General features: G+C 33.5%; 22 protein-coding genes. 17 read left to right on the forward strand and 5 right to left on the reverse strand.

Annotation, left to right across the window (positions count from 1 at the left end):
* The first annotated feature begins 118 nt into the window (after positions 1-118).
* A complete protein-coding gene (locus ACFVR2_RS03775; RefSeq protein ID WP_387359032.1) occupies positions 119-283 on the forward strand; it encodes a hypothetical protein in 165 nt (54 codons plus the stop codon).
* A 150-nt stretch (positions 284-433) separates the two neighbouring features.
* Here the strand turns inward: ACFVR2_RS03775 and ACFVR2_RS03780 are convergent, their stop codons facing one another.
* The 3 genes from ACFVR2_RS03780 to ACFVR2_RS03790 form a co-directional block, all read right to left on the reverse strand.
* Positions 434-1,045, reverse strand: coding sequence for a DsbA family oxidoreductase (locus tag ACFVR2_RS03780; protein ID WP_387359034.1), 612 nt, complete (start codon positions 1,043-1,045; stop codon positions 434-436).
* A gap of 135 nt (positions 1,046-1,180) precedes the next feature.
* On the reverse strand, positions 1,181-1,564 hold the full coding sequence (locus tag ACFVR2_RS03785; protein ID WP_387359036.1) for a hypothetical protein: 384 nt from the start codon (positions 1,562-1,564) through the stop codon (positions 1,181-1,183).
* A gap of 78 nt (positions 1,565-1,642) precedes the next feature.
* Positions 1,643-2,752 (reverse strand): BMP family lipoprotein, encoded by a 1,110-nt coding sequence (locus ACFVR2_RS03790; RefSeq protein ID WP_387359038.1) that lies wholly within the window; start codon positions 2,750-2,752, stop codon positions 1,643-1,645.
* Positions 2,753-2,899: 147 nt separating this feature from the next.
* Between ACFVR2_RS03790 and rnz the strand changes: the two genes are divergently transcribed.
* The 5 genes from rnz (at position 2,900) to cbpA (ending at position 7,287) form a co-directional block, all read left to right on the forward strand.
* Entirely contained in the window at positions 2,900-3,826 is a 927-nt protein-coding gene (rnz, locus tag ACFVR2_RS03795; RefSeq protein ID WP_387359040.1) for a ribonuclease Z, read from the forward strand.
* Between the two features lie 119 nt (positions 3,827-3,945).
* The gene (locus ACFVR2_RS03800) at positions 3,946-4,692 is read left to right on the forward strand and encodes a polysaccharide deacetylase family protein (RefSeq protein ID WP_387359042.1); all 747 of its coding nucleotides are present in this window, start codon (positions 3,946-3,948) and stop codon (positions 4,690-4,692) included.
* A gap of 158 nt (positions 4,693-4,850) precedes the next feature.
* Positions 4,851-5,180 carry a lmo0954 family membrane protein gene (locus tag ACFVR2_RS03805; protein WP_129688549.1) on the forward strand — a complete coding sequence of 110 codons (330 nt, stop codon included), beginning with the start codon at positions 4,851-4,853 and terminating at the stop codon, positions 5,178-5,180.
* Between the two features lie 15 nt (positions 5,181-5,195).
* The gene (locus tag ACFVR2_RS03810) at positions 5,196-5,837 is read left to right on the forward strand and encodes a PspA/IM30 family protein (protein ID WP_387359044.1); all 642 of its coding nucleotides are present in this window, start codon (positions 5,196-5,198) and stop codon (positions 5,835-5,837) included.
* 802 nt (positions 5,838-6,639) lie between these two features.
* A complete protein-coding gene (gene cbpA, locus ACFVR2_RS03815) occupies positions 6,640-7,287 on the forward strand; it encodes a cyclic di-AMP binding protein CbpA (protein ID WP_387359046.1) in 648 nt (215 codons plus the stop codon).
* 107 nt (positions 7,288-7,394) lie between these two features.
* Here the strand turns inward: cbpA and ACFVR2_RS03820 are convergent, their stop codons facing one another.
* Both ACFVR2_RS03820 and proC read right to left on the reverse strand, forming a co-directional pair.
* Positions 7,395-7,646, reverse strand: coding sequence for a hypothetical protein (locus ACFVR2_RS03820; RefSeq protein ID WP_387359048.1), 252 nt, complete (start codon positions 7,644-7,646; stop codon positions 7,395-7,397).
* Positions 7,647-7,724: 78 nt separating this feature from the next.
* Positions 7,725-8,564 (reverse strand): pyrroline-5-carboxylate reductase, encoded by an 840-nt coding sequence (proC, locus tag ACFVR2_RS03825; RefSeq protein ID WP_387359050.1) that lies wholly within the window; start codon positions 8,562-8,564, stop codon positions 7,725-7,727.
* 325 nt (positions 8,565-8,889) lie between these two features.
* Between proC and ACFVR2_RS03830 the strand changes: the two genes are divergently transcribed.
* The 11 genes from ACFVR2_RS03830 (at position 8,890) to menC (ending at position 20,285) form a co-directional block, all read left to right on the forward strand.
* The gene (locus ACFVR2_RS03830; protein ID WP_387359052.1) at positions 8,890-9,870 is read left to right on the forward strand and encodes an MBL fold metallo-hydrolase; all 981 of its coding nucleotides are present in this window, start codon (positions 8,890-8,892) and stop codon (positions 9,868-9,870) included.
* Between the two features lie 15 nt (positions 9,871-9,885).
* Positions 9,886-10,674: an SDR family NAD(P)-dependent oxidoreductase gene (locus ACFVR2_RS03835; protein WP_387359054.1), complete on the forward strand. Its 789-nt coding sequence runs from the start codon at positions 9,886-9,888 to the stop codon at positions 10,672-10,674.
* A gap of 225 nt (positions 10,675-10,899) precedes the next feature.
* Positions 10,900-11,055: a hypothetical protein gene (locus ACFVR2_RS03840; protein WP_387359056.1), complete on the forward strand. Its 156-nt coding sequence runs from the start codon at positions 10,900-10,902 to the stop codon at positions 11,053-11,055.
* 889 nt (positions 11,056-11,944) lie between these two features.
* Positions 11,945-13,273 (forward strand): aspartate aminotransferase family protein, encoded by a 1,329-nt coding sequence (locus ACFVR2_RS03845; protein WP_387359058.1) that lies wholly within the window; start codon positions 11,945-11,947, stop codon positions 13,271-13,273.
* Positions 13,273-13,968, forward strand: coding sequence for a CoA transferase subunit A (locus ACFVR2_RS03850; protein ID WP_387359060.1), 696 nt, complete (start codon positions 13,273-13,275; stop codon positions 13,966-13,968). Before ACFVR2_RS03845 ends, ACFVR2_RS03850 begins: the two co-directional genes overlap by 1 nt.
* Positions 13,969-13,979: 11 nt before the next feature.
* On the forward strand, positions 13,980-14,627 hold the full coding sequence (locus tag ACFVR2_RS03855) for a 3-oxoacid CoA-transferase subunit B (RefSeq protein WP_387360438.1): 648 nt from the start codon (positions 13,980-13,982) through the stop codon (positions 14,625-14,627).
* Positions 14,628-14,633: 6 nt separating this feature from the next.
* Positions 14,634-15,905, forward strand: a complete 1,272-nt coding sequence (locus tag ACFVR2_RS03860) for a peptidase (RefSeq protein WP_387359062.1) — start codon at positions 14,634-14,636, stop codon at positions 15,903-15,905.
* Positions 15,906-16,325: 420 nt separating this feature from the next.
* The gene (locus ACFVR2_RS03865) at positions 16,326-17,174 is read left to right on the forward strand and encodes a MurR/RpiR family transcriptional regulator (RefSeq protein ID WP_387359064.1); all 849 of its coding nucleotides are present in this window, start codon (positions 16,326-16,328) and stop codon (positions 17,172-17,174) included.
* A 66-nt stretch (positions 17,175-17,240) separates the two neighbouring features.
* Positions 17,241-18,050 carry a GNAT family N-acetyltransferase gene (locus ACFVR2_RS03870; protein WP_387359066.1) on the forward strand — a complete coding sequence of 270 codons (810 nt, stop codon included), beginning with the start codon at positions 17,241-17,243 and terminating at the stop codon, positions 18,048-18,050.
* 34 nt (positions 18,051-18,084) lie between these two features.
* Positions 18,085-19,089 (forward strand): dipeptidase, encoded by a 1,005-nt coding sequence (locus ACFVR2_RS03875; protein ID WP_387359068.1) that lies wholly within the window; start codon positions 18,085-18,087, stop codon positions 19,087-19,089.
* 50 nt (positions 19,090-19,139) lie between these two features.
* Positions 19,140-20,285, forward strand: a complete 1,146-nt coding sequence (menC, locus tag ACFVR2_RS03880) for an o-succinylbenzoate synthase (protein ID WP_387359070.1) — start codon at positions 19,140-19,142, stop codon at positions 20,283-20,285.
* The last annotated feature ends 126 nt before the right edge of the window (positions 20,286-20,411 follow it).

The following is a 20,411-nucleotide window of genomic DNA, read 5'->3' on the forward strand; positions in this document are numbered from 1 at the left end:
AAATTACTCATTGAAAATTAATTTTTGAGTAAAAAGTTTTAGGAATTATCAAGTTCAAAAAGGGATGTTCGATACGGAAAGAGAATATAATTCATTGATAAGTAATGGGGGTGACATCATGGAGAAGAAGCCGTTGTATTATGATGGTAGTGGGGATGGAGAAAAATTAATTCAAACAGAAGTTGTAAAAAAGCAAACGAGTATTGTTACGGAAGTAAGAAAAAATTTAACTGGTAATCCATTTGTGATTGATTGGAGTCAAGTTAATGTAGCTGGGAAATGATTTGTTATTTGTGTTTGTTTGTTCTTAATTGAGAATGAATCATGAATCAAAAAATTGTTTAACCCAGTTGATTTATTAAAATTAAAAAGGATGTCCCATATGTTTGTAATTAAAACAAACTTAAGGGATATCCTTTTTGATTAAAGATTATTAACAGTTTCCATCAATGTCGCAACTTAATGAAGATTGCTCAACTAGTTTCTGGTTGTTTAAAGCTTGTATAAATGCTTCTTTACTTTGAACACCTTGTAAAACTTGATCACCAATTATGAAGGTTGGTACTGCATTAATAAAATTAGGATTTTGGATCGATGAGTCGTACTTTGTATTTGAAACTGCTTCTATGAATTGAGAACGGTCTAAGCCAAGTTTTTCTGCGATATCTGCAAGTACGTTTACATCACCAATTTCTTTGCCTTCTGTCCAAAAGTCTGCTAAAACTGCTTGAGCATATACAGCACCTTTTCCATTTTCCTCTGCGAATAAAAAGCCTCTATGAGCTTTTTTAGTTGAAGGATGGGGATCCATAGTTGGTAAAATCATCTCAACACCAAGTTTTTGCGCAAGTGGTTGAACACCGAATTTCCATCCTTGTTGGATATAAGAACTATTTGGACTTAATGGTTCAGCTCCCTCAGGTCTTAATTGGAATGGTTTCCATTCAAGCTCTACATCGTTAACTTCTTTAAGAGCATCCTCAAGTGGTTTTTTTCCTAAATAGCAAAACGGACATACATAGTCCGAATAAATTGTAACTTTCATTATGAAACCTCCTAAATCAATTAAAGAAAGTATAAACAAAATTAGAACTAAATCTCAAATTATTAGCTTCGGATTACGAAATTTTTTAGGGAAATAACTGTTCTACAAGTAAAAAAGAAATAGAGCATAAGAGCTCTATTTCTTAAAATCATTGTTAGAATGATCATCAGGTGGTGGATTCGTTTCGATTCTAGCAGTGTTAAGATCAACAAATGAGTTTAAAAAATATTTTCTTCTTAAAAGTAAAACGGATAATAGTAATAGGCCACAGATTGATGTGAAAATCATTCCAGTAAGCAATCCACCTATATACATGAATGTATCCATTTGTGATGTAAATAGTGACCAAACTAAAATTGAAAGGATTCCGTCTGCTAAAACAATGGCAAGCGATACTACTAAAAACGGTAAAAATTGTCCAGTTTCTTTTGTTTTCTTTGAAACATACCTATATCCGATTGGTACAGATAAAAAGATGATAAAACAATAGAAGAGTAATATGAAATCTCGAATTGACATAGTATCACACCTAACTTTTTCTTTTTTTGTTGGTACTATACTATATGCAGAATATTCATATAATTGGACAAGATTTTTTTATTTACCAATTTTTACTTTTTTCTTTTTTATTTCTGCTTTTTCAGGCTTTGTAGGAGAGAAGTTGTCAAAATCTTTTTTTGTTTGTGGTACCTCGATATGTCCTGTTCTTATATTTGCTTTATATAAATCAACTTGTTCTTTTGTGTCTTTATTTAAATTCTTATCTGTTTTTGCAAGGTCAACGCCATTTTCTTTTATGCCCCATCTCAAAATGCGTCCACCTTGAAAGTTCCCTTTTAATTTCTTTGTGATTACTTCATCTACGCCTTTATCAATTCGTTTAATCGCTGATGTTAGAGTGACATTTTCCGGTAATCCTAGTTTATATTGATCCCGGTCAACACCAATTACCCAAACCTTTTTACCATTTTTCTTTAATTTTTTAGCTTCAGTAAATACACCTAATCCTGTTTTTCCTGCTACTTGGAAAATTATATCTACACCTTTATCATTGTATAAGGATTTTGCTAATTTACTTCCATCTGCAGGTTTATCAAATGAATTTGCAAATTCTGTCAATACTTTTATTTTTGCATCGACGGACATAACACCTGCTTTAAATCCGTACTCAAACCTTTTTATAAATGGATCTTTTGTACCACCGATAAATCCAATCTTATGCGTTTTAGTGTTCATCGCTGCTGCAATACCAGCGAGGAATGCTGATTGCTCTTCACGATAGGTAACACTTACGACATTTGGTTTTTCAACAATCCCGTCAATTATGACAAAGTCTGATTTCTTTTCTTTACTTGCGACTTCAGAGATGGCTTTTTGAAATGAATAGCCAATTCCAAATGTTAAATCATATTTTTTATTTGCATACTTCATCAATTCTTTTTTTGCTGCTTTGTCTGTAGGGGCATCAGTTTTTACATAATTTTTATTTTCCTTCCAACCATGTTTCTTTCCAGTTTCTATAATTCCATCCCAAACTGCTTGGTTAAATCCTTTATCGTGAATTTCAGTTTTACCCATAACAATTCCAATTTTAAAATCTTTTTCTTTCTCTGATGCACTTATATTATTATTTCGATTAGCACAGCTGGTCAAAGTAAGGCTAGCAATTAGTGATATTGTGGCGATTTGGAAAAAACGTCTTCGCATTGTTTTCCTCCATATATTATTTTTAAAAAACTAAGCTCTATTGTGTAAATTTCCCAATCAATTCATAAATCATTCTTTAAAGTGTTGGCAATTTAATATACAAGTGGTACTGTAACAATTAGAAATGATTAAGATGGAGGCATTAACGTGAAGCTTGTATTTTTAGGAACGGGAGCAGGAATGCCATCAAAAGGTAGGAATGTAACAAGTATTGCATTACAGCTTTTAGAAGAAAGAGGGGCGACTTGGCTTTTCGATTGTGGTGAAGCAACACAGCATCAAATATTACATACGTCAATTCGGCCACGGCGAATTGAGAAAATTTTTATTACTCATTGCCATGGTGATCATATCTTTGGCTTGCCTGGATTATTAAGTAGTAGAACTTTTTTAGGTGGAGAAGATTTATTAACAATTTATGGACCTAAAGGAATAAAGGAGTATGTAGAGACTAGCTTTAAGATTAGTGGTACTTATTTAAAATATCCGATTCATTATGTTGAAACTTCTGAAGGTATTGTTTTTGAAGATGACCAATTTATTGTTCAAGCAGTTGAACTTGAACATGGAATTCAATCATTTGGTTATCAAATGATTGAAAAGGATTTACCTGGAGAATTGAACGTAGAGGAATTGAAGAACATTGGTGTAAAACCAGGGCCAGTTTATAAATTCCTAAAAGAAGGGAAAACAGTAACTTTAGAAGATGGAAGAATTTTAAATGGCAAGGATTTTATTGGGCCTTCAAAAAAAGGTCGACGCATTGCAATAGCAGGGGATACTCGTATAACTGATAAAAGTAATCTACTTGCAAGAGGTATGGATGTATTAGTACATGAATCAACCTTTGCAGATGATGAAACAACCCATGCATATGATTATTTCCATACTACAAGTACTCAAATTGCAAATGTTGCTAAAAGTGAGGGAATTAAAACTCTCTATTTAACACATATAAGTGCAAGATATCAAGGGGAAGCTTCAAAAAAATTATTAGACGAAGCACGTGAAATCTTTGATCATACATATATAGTGAATGATTTTGATGAATACGAAATCACCAGAAACGATTGATAAAATACAAATGAAATTTTCATTTAAGATGCAGTACTTTTAAAAAGTTGTGAAGTGTACATAAAAGAATTGTTTAGAGACATGATATAAGTATTCTGTGTAAAAGGAAGGTCATGGCTTTGAAACAGTTAAAAGTTATCCTTTTATTTATTTTTAGTTTCCAATTTATTTTTTACAGTTCTATTAATGCATCAGCTGAAAGTAAAAATCGATATTACTACGAAAAGCAAGGTACTGCTATTTGGGAGGTACCTGTAAAAGAGAAAGTAATAGCAATTACATTTGATGATGGGCCGAATGATGAATATACCCCAGAAGTTTTAGATTTATTAAAGAAGTATAATGCTAAAGCTACATTTTTTTTAGTCGGTGAGAGAGTTGCGAAATTTCCTGAAGTTGCATTGAGAGAAATAGAAGAAGGACATGAAGTTGCGAATCATACATTTACGCATGCTAGACTTCAGTATTTAACTGATGAACAAATAAGAGATCAATTACATAAAACTCATGATGCAATTATTGCGGCAACTCATGTAGAACCTGTACTATTTAGACCTCCATTTGGTTACTATAGTGAGCGTTCGATAAATACCGTGCACGATCTTGGCTATTTAACCGTTATGTGGTCCTGGCATCAGGATACATTTGATTGGAAAAATCCTGGAGTATACAAAATCGTATCAAATGTATTAAAAGATACTAGAAAAGGAGATATTGTTCTTTTTCATGATCACGGAGGGGACCGTAGTCAAACAATCGCAGCACTGAAACAAATCTTACCGGCACTTCAAAAGCAAGGCTATCAGTTTGTAACCGTATCACAACTATTACAACTAAAAGCTGGAGTTAAACTTCCTAATTTTTAGTCAAAACCAGATCAATGGATTATCCAAATTGATCTGGTTTTTTGTTTGTCTTGCTTTTCTACTTCTTAAGTCTGATATAAAACCATTCCTCAGGCCATTATTCCAATGTAAAAACTTGTATAAGATAAGAGTATAAGTTGAAAGGAGGCGACGAGGTCATGAAGAAGTTCTTAACTTTTATCCTCGTACTAATATTAATTGGAGTTGCTTTAGCGAATTTAGGTGGCTTGATTACTTTAGCACTTGGGTTAGTAATCACATATTTCGGTTTTAAAAAGTTTATGAAAACAGATTCGATTTTTATGAAAATCATCTGGACAATTATTGGATTAATCGGTTTATCGATTGCAATAAGTGGTCTTCCTTCTTTAATAGGTGCAGCAGCAGCAATTTTGCTTTATTACCTATATAAAGATTATAAAAATCAAAAAAAACTTAAAGATGATGAATTTAATATTTATGATGAAAATTTCAACCCTATAAAATAAGAGGAGTGTATGACAATGAAAAACTTATTTACTCGTATTAAAAATCAAATCTCAGCGGATTTACATGGTTTATTAGATGAGAAAGAACAACAAAATCCTATCTCACAATTGAATTACTTCATTAAACAATCTGAAAGTGAATTAGGAAAAGTAAGGGGATTACTTGAAAGACATTATTCATTACGTACGAAATTCCAAGTCGAACGTGAGGCAGCACTTCAAATGGTGCAAAAACGTGAAGAGCAATTAAAGGTTGCAAATGAAGCAGGTGCAGAAGAGCTAATTAAACGTGCAACTGAAGATCTAGCTTTTTATAAAGAACAAGCAGAAAAGTTTGTTACGTTAATCGCTAAAACAGAAGAAGAAATTAGCTTTATGCATGAGCAAGTTAATCAAATTGAAAAAAAGTTAAAAGAGCTTCATACGAAAAAATATGACTTAATGTCTCGTCAAAACATGGCTCACGCGACAAAAAAAATAAATGAAACTCACCATTTACTTAATAGTAAAATGCCGTCAATTGACTTTAACTACTTTGAAAAACAAATTCGTGATTTAGAACTAAGAGTTCGTTCAGAATTTGATCTTCAATCATTTGATTACAAAATTGATTTATTAAAAAAAGAACTAACAAATAAAGTAAAGCAAGAAGCATAATCGTTTCGAAAAAAGAAGAGATGTAATTCTCTTCTTTTTTTCATGCTGTTGAAAAAGAATTTGTCAATTATATTAAGAAATAATAATCTTAATAACAAAAGAAGAGTCAATTGAACGAATGAAGGGCTATTTAAGTTACTCATGAACCTGTTATGAGTAAGTAAAATACAAAAAAAGGCTATTTAAGTTACTCATGAACCTGTTATGAGTAAGTAAAATACAAGAAAAGGCTTCTTAAGTTACTCATGAACCTGTTATGAGTAAGTAAAATACAAGAAAAAGCATTATAAGTTACTCATGAACTTGTTATGAGTAAGTAAAATACAAGAAAAACATTATAAGTTACTCATGAACCAAATTTTTTGTCATCTTTTTTTGATTATTTTGGAATGGATTTCTCTTTTAAAAATATAGATATGATGTTGACTTTAAATAGTATTGTGAAATTATTTGAAAATTTTGAATTAGTTAATGAAACAAAAAAAGGTACATTTTGAGAAAGGGCGAATTTATTTATTATGAAAGGCTTCGAGATCGTTTTAAAAGACATTGTTAATTATTAACGTAAGTTCCGTAAGATTCCCCCATAAATAAACATCAAAAGATCAACACTGAGGAGCGTATAAGGAGGTTTTTAGAATTCAATCTTTGGGATGAAGGGCTTGAATCGAATCTATTTATGTTAACAATGCTTTTAATCAAATCATGCGACTTAATGGAGTTTTTATCTCTAGTAAATGTGTTATTAAAAGAGAAAAATTAAGATTGATTAGTAAAATAAATTTTGAAAGTAGGGTTATTATTGAGAATTAAAGGAAATATCGTAAAAAAACATGATGTAGTTCATTGTATGGTTTCGACTGAGGCGCAGTTTGCATGGGATCTTTTAAAGAAAACAAAATATCGATGTATTCCAGTTTTAAGTGAAAACGATAAAGAGTATGTTGGAAATCTTTATCGTGTTGATTTAGCTGAGTATTTAGTAGATAACGATTCTTTGCAAGGCAAAACAGTAAATGATTTTGTTCGTAAAGAATGTCCACCTATACAGGAGGATTCACCATTTTTCAAAATATTCTTTACGATTAAACGTTTTCCATATTTAGCAGTAGTAAACGATCTAAATGAATTTGTAGGAATTTTAACGCATAAAACAGTTTTTGAATTATTAGAAGAAGCATGGGGAATGAAGGATGGCGGTTACTCATTAACTGTTAGTACGATGGAACATGAAGGTGCATTAGCAAGATTAGCTAAGCTTGTAAATAAATATTCTAATTTGAAGAGTTGTATTACACTAGATAGTGATTCGGTTTATAGAAGAATATTAATTACGCTACCACCAACTATTAGCGAAGACGACTATATTAAGTTGAAGAAAGAAATCATTAAAAAAGAGTTTCATATTATGCATGAAGAAGTTGCAACAAGTCATGCTACTCAAAAATGATTAAAAAGAAGAGCGGGGATCAATATACTGTCCCTTGCTCTTTTATTTAATAAGCTTATTTTTAATTTGTTTTGTACTATTTGATACCCTTGGACGTAGTTAAACCCTTAATTTAGCTTTTTATGTACTTCATGATTTGATTCTTTATCTTTCTTTAATGAATCGAATTTTAATAGTAGGAGAGTTGATACTTTTTGAGGGTAGCTAAGTGGATTGCCCTTTGCTTCTACCATTGAGTTGCCAACAACATAACTGATTGTTAGAAAGCCAACAATTAATACTAATGTGACGATTAAAGCAATTGTGATGAGAATACGCTTAATACTTGCTCGTAATACTCTACTGTTTGTTATTTTCATCAGAAAACTCTCCCCCTTAGGACAACACAGTTACCTGTATCATTTTATTACCTAAAGAAGAGAGTCATGACAAGCTGATTAAATTTTATTAATTTTTTCATATTCCTCTTGGATCTCACGTGATCGAACAGTTGCTTCAATAAAGCAATTTAAAAATGAATTAGCAACTTCACGGTCTTCAAGCACCGATATTCCAGCTTGAGTAGTACCATTTGGACTTGTAACTTTCTTCCTCAATGTCAATGGAGATTTATTCGTTTCTTGAAGCATTGAAATCGAACCCATTAAAGTTTGTTGAATAAATGGTTTGGCAATATCACGATGGATCCCTAGTGCCATTGCAGCTCGTTCAAATTGTTCAATGACATAATATATATAGGCTGGACCACTACCAAATAATCCAGTCATTGCATGTAATTCATCTTCTTCAACTTTAGCGACAATACCAACACGCTCAAATAATCTTTTTGCTGTTTGCACTTTTTCAAAAGGAACTTCATCTGGATAAGCAAGTGCTGTAGCAGATTTTCTGACGAGTGAAGACGTAGTTGGCATTGCACGAACAATATTTAGATTTTCATTGTCTAGTAACTGCTTAATTGTACTGATTGAAACACCTGCAACTAAGGAAATAATTAATTGTTTTTCATTGAAAAAATGTTTAATTTGATCAAGAGCGACTGCAACATCTTTAGGCTTAATCGCTAAAAAAATAACACTTGAACCAGAGATTGCTAGCTGACGGTTAGTAGTAGCTAATACACCGTATTTCGTATGTAAACTATCTAAACGCTCCAAATCCTCCCTATTAGTGATTGCAATTTGATCACTCTCAATATACCCACTATCAATTAATCCTGCAATTAATGCTTCTGCGATACTACCTGCACCAATAAACGCAACTTTTCCTAGAAACATTACATTCACCTCACCTCTATTGTAATAGATATTTATATTAGAGAAATAAATGCTATATTCCTTGTTGACATATTGCTTTTATATATTTTATTAAAAATATTTTTAAATAATTTTTAGGTACAGGCAAAATTTTAAGAATAAAGGAAATAATTGGGAAGTTTTTTTAGTTTTGTAACGATTAATACCTTTACGGATCCCCGTGTTCTTTTGTGATTTCTAGATTCTGATTTTACGTTAATGTAAAATTCTAATACATCTTTGTTTGTATTTTTTAAAATGTATATTAGAATTAACTGTAAGAAGATTCAGATAAGGAGGAATAAACATGATCCCTGAAGATAAGATTTACCAAATTACACTCCCGGTACCTTATGCTATGAATACAGTAAATGTTTTTTTAGTTGAAGGAGATTTATTGACATTAATTGATACGGGAACGAATACACCAGATACATTAGATGCACTTAAAGGTGAATTAAATAAAATAGGTTATAAACTAGAAGATATTGAACAAGTCATTTTAACTCATCATCATCCAGACCATGCAGGATTATTGGAAGAGTTTAATGAAGATGTGAAAATTTTAGGCCATGAACGAAATATTCCGTATTTAACTCAGGAACAATCATTCCTAAATTACTATAATGAGTATTTTATTGAAAATGCAATATTATACGGTGTTCCAGCGGAATATGTTCAAAGAATGCCACGTACGACTGAGAAAATGCCATATACTAGTAAGCGTTCATTAACACATATTATAGATGAAGGCGATATAATTGATAGTATTTTTGGATTGAAAGTATTGTACACACCTGGTCATGCAACTTCTCACATTTCTTTAATTAGTGAGGATGATGGCATTGCATTCGGTGGAGATTTATTATTAGATAAGGTTTCGTCTAACCCAATCATTGAGCCTCCATTAAATGGTGAAACTGAACGTGTAAAGCCATTACTACAATACAATCACTCTTTACAAAGAATAGCAGAACTACCGATTACAAAATTATATACTGGACATGGTGAGCCAGTTACAGATATTAAAGGATTAGTAAAAAGTAGATTAGAAAAGCAAAAGACTAGAGCTGAAAAAGTATATGAAATGATAAAAAAACAACCGTTAACTGCATATGAAGTTTGCCAAATGTTATTTCCAAAGGTTTATCAAAAGCAACTTTCACTTACTTTATCTGAAACAATTGGTCAATTAGACTACCTGGAAAACTTAGGTTTTATTAGTTTAAATGAACGAAATGATGGTATACTTGAGTATAAAACGAATGAGCATTCAGTCAGCCAATAATAGAGGTGGGAATTTTTGAGGTTAAGTAACCAAACGGTAGTAATAACAGGTGCTTCGAGTGGCCTTGGGAAAGATTTAGCTTTATCGGCAGCAAAGGAAGGCGCTAATATCGTCCTAATTGCTAGAAGAGAAACAGAGCTAAAAAACTTAAAGGCAAAAATACAAGAAGATTTTCCAGTTAAATGTCATTATTTTGTTGTCGATGTGACAGATGAAAATGCAGTATACGATGCATTTCACCAAATCGAGGAGCAATTTGATGGAATTGATGTTTTAATAAATAATGCAGGGTATGGTCTATTTCAAACAGTTGAACAAATGTCACTTCAAGATATGAAGCAAATGTTTGATGTGAATGTATTTGGAGTTATGATTTGTTCAAAGCTTGCCCTGACGTCTATGAAGCTAAAAGGGAAGGGACATATAATTAATATCGCTTCTTTAGCTGGTAAGATTGCAACTTCGAAGGCTGCAGCATATGCAGGCTCTAAGCATGCAGTACTAGGATTTAGTAACGCTTTGAGACAGGAAGTTGAAAAAGACGGTATCTATATTACGAATATAAATCCAGGTCCGATGGATACACCGTTTTTTGATATCGCAGATGAGTCAGGATCGTATGCTAAGTCCGTTCGTAAAATGATGCTGGACCCTGAAAAAGTTGCTTCGAAAGTTATTTCTTTAATTGGAAATAATGTACATGAAATCGATCTACCTTCATGGATGGGATTTGGAGCAAAAATTTACTCTGTATTCCCTAGAGCTAGTTATTATTTTATGATGAAATTCGGAAATAAAAAATAACAGAAGCTGTTCATAGAGACAGCTTAGATGATTATAGAAAAAAGAGCTAAGAGAGGAATTTTCTCAAAGCTTTTTTTATTTAGGACTGTAGAATAAAGTTTTTTAAATACTTGATAAAATTCATAGTTTCATCTATGCATACTTTGATCGAAGGTCGGAAACATGATAATCCCTACACAGGAATTGGAGATATTATAAAAAATAGATTTAAACCGTGGTGTAATGATGAATAAATTAAACATTTTAGAAATTAAAAATCGAAAAGAAATAATTAATGACAAAGAAGTTGAATTTAATGATCTAATCATTGATGGTATTTCTTTTTATCAAAAATTAATTAAATATAAATTCATACCAAGTTTAGGTTGGGGAGTGAGTTGAATTTCAAAGAGATATGATCAAGTACTTTTTACTTGAAAAACCACATCAACTTTTATGGTATCGCATTCCAATCTTAATTTGTCCAGATTGTGGGGACTTAGACTGTGGATAAATAGATTTACTTGATAACAAAGTTATTTGGAAAGATTTTTATTTGGGTGATTGTCTTAATGATTATGAAAGAAAGATAGATTTAGGTCCATTTTACTTCGATGATCAAAGCTATAAAAAAGCGATAATTTCAGCACTAAATATTACAAAGAATCGAATATAAATAGAAATTTTAAAGTTAAAGATAAAAGGAGATATTTCTTATTTGTAAAAGTAAATGTAGTCATAATGAATTATATAGAGTAGAAGCAGATTTTGCTGACCCTATTTGGTGTGCAAAGTGTAATTGGAATTTTGATATTGATGACTTCCAAATTTCTGAAGAGTTAGCTAGAGAATTAAGATCATGGGTACTTGAATATCAAAATTCAGTAGATTTATTTAAGGCACCTTCACTACCAGAGGATAAGAAACTTAAACATAATCAAACGGGAGCATTATTGGCAAAAAAAGTTCAAATTGAATTAGATGTTCCTGTAATTTTTAATCCTTTAACATAGATTAATAGCTTCGTTGTAAACTAATGTATTCGTTCGCTGCATAAAGAAAAATTAAGACCACATTTTTGTGGTCTTTTTCAGTTGCAATCAACATTTTGCTAGTCAATTTAAAACGTCATACTAACCTGTTTTTGCGCCCCTTATTCTATTCAATCTTTCATCCATACAGCTCATTCTTTTATTCGAAGTAAACCCTATTGTTTTTTCATTAGTCTAACTTCATGGGCTTTCAACTATATATATAGTAATGAGATTTAAGTGAAAGATGGTGGGGTAGTATGACTAAAAGAGATTATTTAATAAAACCGCTTGTAGGCGATCGTTATCCAACAATTGATCGAGGAGAAACTATCTACCTATGGGACAAGCAAGGAAAGAAATATATTGATGGTTCTTCGGGTGCAGTTGCGGCAAGTATTGGTCATGGTGTAAAGGAAATAATTGATGAAATGGTAAAGCAAGCGTCTAAAGTGGCGTTTGTTTATAGATCACAGTTTACGAGTGAGGCAGCAGAACAATTAGCTGAAAAAATAGGTCAGCTAGCACCTGGAGATTTAAACTGGAGTTTTTTTGTTAATAGTGGGACTGAAGCAACTGAAACAGCTATGAAAATGGCAATACAGCATTTTCAAGAAAGAGGCATTCATACGAAAACGAAGATTATATCAAGAAGCATGAGCTATCATGGCATCACCATCGGAGCCTTATCTATGTCAGGGCATCCTTTTAGGAGGAAACGTTTTACTAGTTTACTAGAGGATTACCCAATGGTTGAAGCGCCGTATTGTAAAAGGTGCCCATTTGAATTAGAGTCTGGAAATTGTGGTTTACTTTGTGCGACTGCACTTGATCGTACAATTCAGAAATTAGGTTCTGAAAATGTAGCGGCGTTTATAGCTGAACCGATTGTTGGTGCGGCAGGTGCTGGGTTAACTCCTCCAAAAGGATATTATGAAAAAATTAGAGAAATTTGTGATAAACACGATGTGCTACTTATTGCCGACGAAGTAATGACGGGAATAGGTAGAACTGGAGAAATGTTTGGAATGAATCATTGGAATTGTGTGCCCGATTTATTAGTCCTCGGTAAGGGATTAGCTGCTGGTTATACGCCAATTGCTGCAGCAATCGCAAGTGATCGTGTAATGCAACCTATTTTAGAAGGCAGTCGACTTGTTATGAGTGGACATACGTTTAGTGCGAATCCTCTCTCTGCAAGTATAGCTTTAGCTGTTTTAAACTATGTCGAAAAAAATGGATTAGTACAAAATTCTAAAATACAAGGTGAAAAGATTAAATTAAAATTACGAGAATGGCAGAAAGAGTATCCTTTTCTATTCGATATCAGGGGTGAAGGACTACTGATCGGTATAGAAATAAATGAAGATTTCTTTGATTGTAAAAGTGTAACAAATCGTGTAATTGAGATCGCTAAAAATCATGGATTATTACTCTATCCATCTGTTAGTGGTCCGTATGGAAGATCTGAAAATAGTTTCTTGCTTTCTCCACCTTTAGTCATTACTGATGCGCAAGTAAATGAATTGCTAACTTTATTAAAGGAAGTATTTAATGAGCTAAATCAAGAAGCGAAGGAGATCGAATAATGGCAATCAATACTTTCGGGAAAATCATTAGTATTGAAGAAGCTTTGCTTTATTTTAAAGATGATATGGTGTTAATGTTCGGTGGGTTTGGAGGAATCGGTAACCCACCAACATTAATAAGGAGCATTTTAGAAAAAGGTGTGAAAGATCTTACTCTAATTGGAAATGATACGGGTTTTCCTGATGTTGGGATCGGACAATTAGTGACGGCTAAAAGAGTAAAAAAAATGATTACAACGCATATTGGATCAAATCCGAATGCTGGAAAGCAAATGACTGATGGTACGTTAGAAATAGAGTTTAGTCCTCAAGGTACATTTATCGAACGAATTCGAGCGGGTGGAGTTGGATTAGGTGGCGTTTTAGTAGATATTGGGATTGATAGTGTAATAGATGTTGATAAACAGAGAGTGAATGTATTTGGAAAAGAGTATTTAGTTGAAACTCCTCTCATTTCAGATGTTTCAATTGTATATGCGAAGAAAGCAGATCCTTTTGGGAATTTAGTTTTTGATAAAAGTGCTCGCAATACGAATCCTTATGTAGCAATGGCCGGGAAAATTACAATTGCAGAAGTTGATGAAATTGTTCCTTTAGGCGCATTAGAACCTGAAGAAATTATCGTATCTGGCGCTTTCGTTAACCACATCGTTCAATCGGAAGGGGTGAATTGGAAGTGGGTTTGGGAAAAATAAATCCTAGGGAAATGATGGCAAAACGTGCAGCAAAAGAAGTAAAGAGCGGTATGATTGTGAATCTTGGGATTGGAATTCCTTCACTGATCCCAAATTACTTACCAGATGATTGCCAAGTAATGTTTCATGCAGAAAATGGCGTGTTAGGTTTAGGGCCAACTCCACAAAAAGGTGAAGAAGACGAGAATTTATGTAATGCTGCAGGATTACCTGTAACACTAATTCCAGGTTCCAGTTATTTTGATAGTAGCATAGCCTTTGCAATTATTCGAAAAGGTTTATTAGATTTAACTGTACTGGGTGCTCTCGAAGTCAGTAAAAGTGGTGATTTAGCAAATTGGATTGTTCCTGGTAAAAGAGTGCCAGGAATTGGTGGAGCAATGGACTTAGCCCAAAAATCAAAAAAAGTAATTGTTTTAATGAACCATACTAATAAAAATGGTGACCCTAAAATAGTCTCTGAATGTACACTTCCTCTTACATCTCCAAGTTGCGTAGATTTAATCATTACTGAAATGGCCGTAATTGAAGTTAAAAAAGAAAGTGGAGAACTTTGGTTAAATGAAGTAATGTCTCCATATTTAGTCAGCGATGTGATTGAGAAAACTGGTGCCCCACTATTTGTGAACCCAAATGTTATTGTTCATCGTTGGGAGTGATCAAAATTGGATTTGAAAACTAAAATTAATGACTACATTCATAAAAATAAGAACAAAGCAATTGAATTACTTCAGAATCTTGTTCGGGAAAAAAGTGTTTCAGGAAATGAAGCTGGTGCACAAAAAATTATCACAAATTATTTACAGAATCTTGGATTAGTGATTGATCGCTTTGAGCCGTCAATTGAGGAATTAACTAAATCATCCTATTTTATTTCAGAACGAACTTCATTTGAAGACAGTCCGAATATAGTTGCAATTTTAAAGGGAACAGGAAATGGAAGATCGATTATATTAAATGGACATATTGATGTAGTTCCTGAAGGTGAAATAAGTAGTTGGGAGCGCCATCCGTATAGCGGTGAAATCATAGGCAACCGATTATATGGTAGGGGAACTACAGATATGAAGGGCGGAAATGTTGCTGCATTATTTGCGATTGAGGCAATAAAAAAATGTAATATTCCACTTAAAGGCGATCTCTATTTTGAAAGTGTTATTGAGGAAGAAAGTGGAGGGGCAGGTACGCTAGCAACAATATTACGAGGATACGAAGCAGATGCTGTCCTTATTCCAGAACCAACTAAAATGAAAATATTTCCGAAACAACAAGGCAGTGTTTGGTTTCGAGTAAAAGTAAAAGGTAAAGTTGCCCACGGTGGAACGAGGTATGAAGGTGTTAGTGCAATTGAAAAAAGTATAATGGTTATTAATCATATAAATCAATTAGAAAAAGTTCGAAATACAAGATTACTAGATGATCCACTATACAAAAATGTGCCAATTCCAATTCCAATTAATATCGGAAAAATAAATGGGGGTACTTGGCCCTCCTCTGTCTCAGATTTAGTTACTCTTGAGGGCAGGCTAGGTGTTTCACCAAATGAAACAATCGAAGAAGCTAAACTTGAAATAACGAGGTGGCTTAAAACACTCTCATTAATGGATGATTGGTTTATTGAAAATCCGGTTGAGATTGAATTTTTCGGAGCAAGATGGTTACCAGGTAGTATCGATCTTGGTCATCCATTTATGGAATCGCTGAAGAAATCCTATCAAAATGTTTATAAAAATGAACCGATTATTGAAGCCTCTCCATGGGGGACGGACGGCGGATTATTTACACAAATAAAACAAATACCTACTATTGTGTTTGGACCAGGGGAAACGAAGGTTGCACATTATCCAAATGAATACATTGATTTAGATGAATTATTTCGTTGTGCGGAGGTAATTGCCCACACTTTACTAGATTGGTGTGGAGTAGATGAAAAATGAAGTATTTTATCAAAACAAGTCTCAAAATATTTTCACGGAAATAATATGAGTTTTTATACTAAATATTATGGATGATCTGGCTGTAAAAATAGCAATATAATGTTGAGGGCTAACTTTTGGTTAGTCCTTTTTTGTTCTAATCATACTGTTATATAATCAGAAATTGTTAAACGCTCATTTCTAACCAAAAAGAGTTGAGCTTTTTTGAGATTTAACAAAATGATAGGTAATTGTTGATAGAACTTCACTAGAGTAATAAATTAAATGGATTATTTTAACCTATCGTAGACAACTAGAATTGTTCCAAAGATAGCAATGGTATATTTATTTGAAAATTTAGAATTTTATCTTGAATAAAAGAATAAGCTTTAATATAATAAAAAAAAAGGATATCCTTCATAAATGAATGGGAGATTAGTAATGGAAGAATTAAAACAAAAAGTTCAAGATGAGTTTGATAACTTTTCGAAGGGATTAAAAAAGGTCGCGAAATATTTCTTAGCAAACCCAGAAGACTTCGCGATGGACTCAGGTGTTCAAGTTGGGCAGAAGATTAATGTAAGTGAAACAACTGTTATTCGATTTTGTCATGCTCTAGGCTATAGTGGCTTTAGTCCATTACAAAGGGATATCCAGAGCCGACTGTTGAATCGTAAAAGCAGTTTAGTCGAATATCATTCCGTGAAAAACAAGATGGATATGGATCGAGATTTTTCTAGGAAAATGATGCATAAGGACGCAGAATTAATCTTGCAAACTGCAGAAGGACTAAACGAAGAGGATTTTAATTTGGCAGTAGGACGATTAAGTCAAGCTGAAAGAATCCTTGTTTCTGGTACCCGTTCTTCCCATGCAATGGCACATTGGTTTTCGTTTGCGCTTGAACTCATTCGAGGGAATGTTAGGATGTTTAGACCAGATACGGATGATATTGTTTTACGCATGGGTGAAATGAATGAAAATAGTACATTCGTGGCATTTTCTTTCCATCGGTACGCATTAGAAACAATTAATATGGCTAGGGAGGCGAAGTTGCGAGGTGCGTTTGTGATTAGTTTTACGGATTCAGAGGTTGCACCAATTCGAGAGTATACTGATGTATTATTTACAGTGCAGCTACCGATCAAGTCAACTCTGGATGTTAGTCCGGCTGTTTTTTCTCTTATGAATTCCTTACTTGGAGGAGTAGTAGTGAAAAATTCTGATCAGTTTATGAAGCGTACAAAGGAATATGAGAATTTTCATTTGCACCATTTCTTTGGGGAATAAAGGCTATCTTTTTATTAGATGTACCTTCACCTTCCTCTTAATTTTATAAAGAAAGTGGGTATGAAAATGTTTCAAATTAAACGATTGGAGGATATTACTGAAATAGAATCCATTCAACAAATTGAAAAAGAAGTGTGGAATATGTCACCAATACCCATCCATCAAACGTACACAGCATCTCATAATGGTGGGTTGATTTTAGGAGCTTTTCATGAAAATCAATTAATAGGGTTTCAATATAGCTTTCCAGGGTATATGGATGGTAGATCCTATTTATGCTCCCATATGCTAGGGGTTTTACCTACCTATCAAAAAAGTGGATTAGGTAAAAAATTGAAAGAGGCACAGCGGAAGTATGCCTTAGAAATGGGCTATTCATTGATTGTTTGGACATTTGATCCATTAGAGAGTGTTAATGCCTACTTAAACCTAAATAAGCTAAAGGGGATTGGTGCTACCTACATCGAAAATCATTATGGCGAGATGACTGACTCACTAAACAAAGGACTGCCTACTGATCGTTTTTTAGTAGAGTGGTGGATTCGTAGTGATCATGTATGTAAGGCCCCAAGTAGGGTGGACGTACAAGGGTACAAACCATTAGTAGAAACAAAGCTTGATAACTTTGGTTTTCCGACAATTAGTAGGGAATATGAAATCAATTTAACGGAAGATATTTATGTTGTTCCAATACCTGAAGACTTTCAACAAATAAAAAATAAACAACCTGAGCTTGCGAAGGAGTGGCGGTATAAAACAAGAAAATGGTTCCAAATCTTGTGTGAAAATGACTTTGCTGCTAGTGATGTTATCCGAAATCCAGACGCAAGAGTAAGTTATTATATTTTTGAAAAACGTGGAAATTTATCAATTTAAGCTTTCAAACTCTTTTCAGAAGGAGAGATTTTTTGTGGTTAATTTTCGAAATAGTGCATTAACAATTGATGGGCACTTTGATATTTTAATGGATGTTCAGATCCAACGGGAAAAGGGAAGAAAGAAAGTAATTGAAACAGATTATTACCCTAGATTTGTAAAAGGCGGGATCAATGTCATTATCGCTTCCATTTTTATAGACAGTGTATTTTTACCAGAAATGGCACTTCGCAAAGCACTAAGTCAAGTAAGTGCGCTTTATGAAGAAGTGAAAGAGTCTCCTGATAAATTAATGATCTGTTATAACGGAGCTGACATGGATCGTGCAAAGGAACAAGGAAAGATTGGTTTCTTACTTTCCCTTGAAGGAGCAGAACCAATCGGAACAGATCTTAGTTTATTACGAGTTTTTTATGAATTAGGGGTTCGCAATCTGGGACTGGTTTGGAGCAGGAGAAATGCAGTAGGGGATGGGAGTTTCTTTCAGCCGGTCCCTGAAGGAAGAAAGGGGGGGATTTCAAGCTTTGGAGTTAAGGTGATTAAAGAGGCAGAAAGACTAGGTATATCAATTGATGTATCGCACTTAAATGATGAAGGCTTTTGGGATGTCATTGAAATTTGTGAAACGCCAGTTATTGCTTCCCATTCCAACGCACGTTCGGTTTGTTCAACAATGAGAAATTTGACGGATGAACAAATGATGGCAATTGCTTCCACAAATGGCGTAATTGGGCTTAATGCTGCTAGTATGCTAGTTTCGGAAGAAGATTCTAAGAGTAACATTGTGCAGCTCGTTAATCATTTAGATCATCTTGTGGATGTAGCCGGAATTGAACATGTTGGAATAGGGTTAGACCTTTGTAATGACTTTATGAAATACCTATCACCAGATGATTTAGCAAGTTTGCCAAGAGTGCCCTTTGATGTGATCGATGGACATGACCAATTACCTCTTTTTATCGAAGAGCTAATGAATCGAGGGTATAAGGAAGTCGAAATCAAAGCGATATTAGGAGGTAATTTTAGAAGAATTTATTAACAAAGTGAAAGGGTTTTACAAACCAGTTCACTTTCATAGGAGGTTTTAGAATGACTTATAGTCCAATTTCAATTCGGCAAATTACGCTGAACCGATTAAACATGAAGTTAAATGCTCCATTCACCACGAGCTTTGGTACCTTTCAGGATAAAGAGTTTTATATCATTGAAGTGGAGGATGAGGAAGGGAACATTGGATTTGGAGAATCTGTGGCCTTTTCGAGTCCTTGGTACAGTGAGGAAACGGTTAAAACGAATAAACATATTATGGAAGATTTTCTCATTCCATTATTATTTGAGGCACCTATTCATCATCCTGATGAAGTATCTGAACGTTTCCAACCCATTAGAAAAAATAATATGGCAAAGGCTGGATTAGAAGGAGCAGTTTGGGATCTATATGCTAAACGACAAAAATTACCGCTCTATAAAGCACTTGGTGGAAATAAGGAGCAAATCGATGTTGGAATTAGTATCGGTCTACAGCCAACAGTAAAAGGGCTTCTTCAATTGGTGGAGTCTCATGTCGAGTCTGGTTACAAACGGATAAAATTAAAAATAAAACCGGGTTCCGATTACGATATGTTAAAAGAAGTAAGAAGGGAATTTCCAAATATTCCAATGATGGCTGATGCAAATTCTGCTTATACTTTATCTGATATAGAGACATTAAAAAAACTTGATGAATTTAATTTAACGATGATTGAACAGCCGTTAAGTCATGATGATATTATTGACCATGCCAAATTGCAGCAACAACTAGGAACGCCAATTTGTTTGGATGAAAGTATCCATTCACTGGAAGATGCTAGAAAAGCAATAGAATTAGGTAGCTGCCGAATTATTAATATTAAAATTGGGCGTGTTGGCGGACTGACTGAAGCCAAAAGGATACACGATTATTGTTTAATGAAAGGAATTCCCGTTTGGTGTGGAGGTATGCTTGAAGCAGGCATTGGACGTGCCCATAATATTGCCTTAACCTCATTAAATCAGTTTATTTTACCAGGAGATACGGCTGCTTCAGCAAGTTACTGGGAGCGAGATATTATTGATCCTGAGGTAATCGTAGACAAGGGAGTTATTCATATACCACAGAAATTTGGTATCGGTTATGACATTAATCGAGAGGCGTTAGATTACTATTGCGTCGAAAAAAATGTATTTCAAGAATCGAATTATAAAGTGGAAACTTAAAATTTCGAAAAGTCAGAAAATATAATTGACTAGAAATTCTAAGTAATTATATAATAGGTCAAAAGGAAATACTTTATAATTTGTAAAAATGAAGTGTTTACTTTTTTAAAGAAATACTTACAGGTT

The organism is Gottfriedia sp. NPDC057991 (assembly GCF_042886615.1).
Taxonomy (GTDB): domain Bacteria; phylum Bacillota; class Bacilli; order Bacillales; family Bacillaceae_G; genus Gottfriedia.